We start from the raw sequence: 2,580 nt of genomic DNA on the forward strand, positions 1-2,580 counted from the left end.
GTGATGGCAGATGACGTAATTAATAAGCGAGGGGACTATTTATCATTAAGGAATGTGTCGCTTATGATGGTCACTTCGAGGCTGTTCGGAACATTATTGGCTCAAGTTCTGTTCATACCAGGAGCCCATTACATTGCCTGGTTTACTAAATTTATCGTGTAAAAAAGAACAAGTAAAAGCAGGTGAAGGACCTATGAGTGGAGGTAAGAAAAATAAGCCTATCTTATGCAGAATCGGATTTCATAAGTTTAAGCGGATGGATTGGGAAGAAGGAACGCCGCGGGTTATTTATAAATGTGAAAGATGCGGGAAGCTAAAAAAAGTGATGATGGGCATGTAAGATCGTTTTTCAATATCAGTCCTGTCGTTTTACTTTAGAAGGGGAGGAGTTCATCATCAAAAATCTAGCAGGCAAAATTGCGATCGTTACGGGAGCGAGTAGATTAAATGGGATTGGTGCAGCCATCTGCAGGGAATTAGCGGAGGCCGGGTGCGATATCTTTTTTACATATTGGAAAGAGTACGACAAGGAAATGCCGTGGTCAATAGATACCAATGAGCCTTCGATTTTGGAAGAACAGTTAAAGGAAAAAGGTGTACAGGCTGCGAGTATGGAACTGGACCTTACTCAGCAGGATGCCGCAGAAATACTTATCCAGAACGTAATGGAAAAACTGGGGACACCTGATATATTAGTAAACAACGCAGCCTATTCTACCCATAATGATTTTTCTAATTTAACTTCAGATCAACTGGACAAACACTATATGGTGAACATTCGCGCTACCACTCTAGTAAGCATAGAATTTGCCCGTAAATTTAATAAACCATCTGGAGGAAGGATCGTGAATATAACGTCAGGTCAATTCCAGGGCCCTATGCCCGGTGAACTGGCATACGCCACCACGAAAGGAGCCATTGACGCCTTAACGGTTACGTTATCGGCAGAAGTTGCACCCCGTGGGATAACCGTCAATGCTATTAACCCAGGGCCAACCGATACGGGCTGGATGACTGACCAAATTAAAAGTGAGCTGACACCAATGTTTCCTTTTGGAAGAGTGGGTGAACCAACTGATGTAGCAAGAACGATCAAATTCCTGGTCAGTGATGATGCGGCCTGGATTACGGGTCAGATCATTCATTCAGAGGGCGGATTTAAGAGATAGCCCTTTATCTTGAAGCCCGTTTATACTTCTCCCAGCAAAGATTAAACCTGGACTCCATTTACGAAATAAAGCGATGAAAGGGGGCGAGTAAGTTGAAAGTATTAAGAATAGAAGCAGAACAGACTTATACGCTTCGTCACAACATCCTTAGACCTCATCAGCCCTTTGAAGCCTGTCAATATGATACAGATCATGACGAGCATGCTTTTCATATCGGAGCATTTATTGAAGGAAATTTAGTCAGCGTCGCTTCTTTTTATATGGAATCGTATGCTGAGTTTACCAGCCCTAAGCAATACCGTTTAAGGGCGATGGCTACAGTGGAAGAATTCAGGAACAAGGGAGCAGGAAGAGAAGTAATTCATTACGCGGAACGGATATTACATGAGCGTAAGGCTGACATACTGTGGTGTAAAGGGCGAACTTCGGTCCAGAAATATTATCAGAGGGTCGGTTTTCAAGCATACGGAGATGTATTTGATTACCCTGAATTAGGTCCCCATGTGATTATGTATAAAACATTAAGTTAGAGAAAATGGAATGATTAAATTGTTCTTACATAAAACTGTTAATCTTTATTATTTAATTTTCTAGGAAGGGGCGATCTATTATGCCGGAGGGATTACTTCATCATGTGGAAATCTATGTATCCGATTTGGAGAAGTCGGAATCATTTTGGGGCTGGTTCTTAGAGGAAGTAGGTTATCATTCTTATCAACAATGGGAGCAAGGACATAGCTGGAAGTTAGGGGAAACCTACTTAGTGTTTGTTCAAACAGAAGATAAGTATTTAGACGTTCCTTATCACAGATGCAGGACTGGATTAAATCACCTGGCTTTTCAAGCTTCTTCGCGTGAAAGAGTAGATGAGATGACAAAGATGCTAAAAGAGAAAAGTATCAATATCCTATACGAAAACCAGCATCCTTTTGCGGGAGGAAAGGATTACTATGCGGTATTCTTTGAGGATCCGGATCGGATAAAAGTAGAATTTGTAGCCCCGTCGCGATAAGATGTTTTTCACGATTGAATTTTAGGGGTGGAGCAACATTTATCAGGTCATAGGGTCAGCTTTAACTGTTATAGAGTGAAATTTTAAAGGGCTACGTTTTTTAACATAGCCCTTTAAAGTCTAGCTAATGGTTCCAAGAATCTCGGTAATACAGTCGATGACTATTTGGCGTTGTGCGCTTGATCCTAGTAAAACAGCTAACAAAAGCCCTACTAAAAACAAGACAGCAATTAGTACAGCGACTACGTTTCTTAGAAAGTTCATAGCTCTTCCTCCTTCATCATAGGAATGTAGGAGATCTCTTACATTAGTAATCTATGAAATTTTAGAAATTACGCTTGTACGATAGCCTTTATCAATAGAATTAAATAGTTTTACTACTTTAGAATTCGCGTAATA

Annotated in this window: 6 protein-coding genes; 5 read left to right on the forward strand and 1 reads right to left on the reverse strand. The window is 40.7% G+C overall.

The window, feature by feature from the left end:
* From WAM07_RS02025 to WAM07_RS02045, 5 genes are all read left to right on the forward strand, one after another.
* On the forward strand, nucleotides 1-162 hold a 162-nt coding region (locus WAM07_RS02025), incomplete at its 5' end, for a lipid II flippase family protein (RefSeq protein ID WP_422164350.1).
* Entirely contained in the window at nucleotides 134-340 is a 207-nt protein-coding gene (locus WAM07_RS02030) for a hypothetical protein (RefSeq protein ID WP_422164342.1), read from the forward strand. The genes WAM07_RS02025 and WAM07_RS02030, both read left to right, overlap by 29 nt.
* A 55-nt stretch (nucleotides 341-395) precedes the next feature.
* Complete coding sequence (locus WAM07_RS02035; RefSeq protein WP_422164352.1) at nucleotides 396-1,169, forward strand: SDR family oxidoreductase; 774 nt, start codon at nucleotides 396-398, stop codon at nucleotides 1,167-1,169.
* Nucleotides 1,170-1,261: 92 nt separating this feature from the next.
* A complete protein-coding gene (locus tag WAM07_RS02040; protein ID WP_422164344.1) occupies nucleotides 1,262-1,699 on the forward strand; it encodes a GNAT family N-acetyltransferase in 438 nt (145 codons plus the stop codon).
* Between the two features lie 80 nt (nucleotides 1,700-1,779).
* Nucleotides 1,780-2,181: a VOC family protein gene (locus WAM07_RS02045; protein ID WP_422164346.1), complete on the forward strand. Its 402-nt coding sequence runs from the start codon at nucleotides 1,780-1,782 to the stop codon at nucleotides 2,179-2,181.
* A gap of 120 nt (nucleotides 2,182-2,301) precedes the next feature.
* Here the strand turns inward: WAM07_RS02045 and WAM07_RS02050 are convergent, their stop codons facing one another.
* The gene (locus WAM07_RS02050; RefSeq protein ID WP_422164348.1) at nucleotides 2,302-2,445 is read right to left on the reverse strand and encodes a hypothetical protein; all 144 of its coding nucleotides are present in this window, start codon (nucleotides 2,443-2,445) and stop codon (nucleotides 2,302-2,304) included.
* Nucleotides 2,446-2,580 lie beyond the last annotated feature (135 nt).

The sequence above is a fragment of the Halobacillus sp. genome (assembly GCF_049282395.1).
GTDB lineage: Bacteria > Bacillota > Bacilli > Bacillales > Halobacillaceae > Halobacillus.

Coding starts and splice junctions, on each gene's coding strand:
- WAM07_RS02045 (WP_422164346.1), top strand. CDS start 1,780: ATGCCGGAGGGATTACTTCATCATGTGGAAATCTATGTATCCGATTTG.
- WAM07_RS02050 (WP_422164348.1), bottom strand. CDS start 2,445: ATGAACTTTCTAAGAAACGTAGTCGCTGTACTAATTGCTGTCTTGTTT.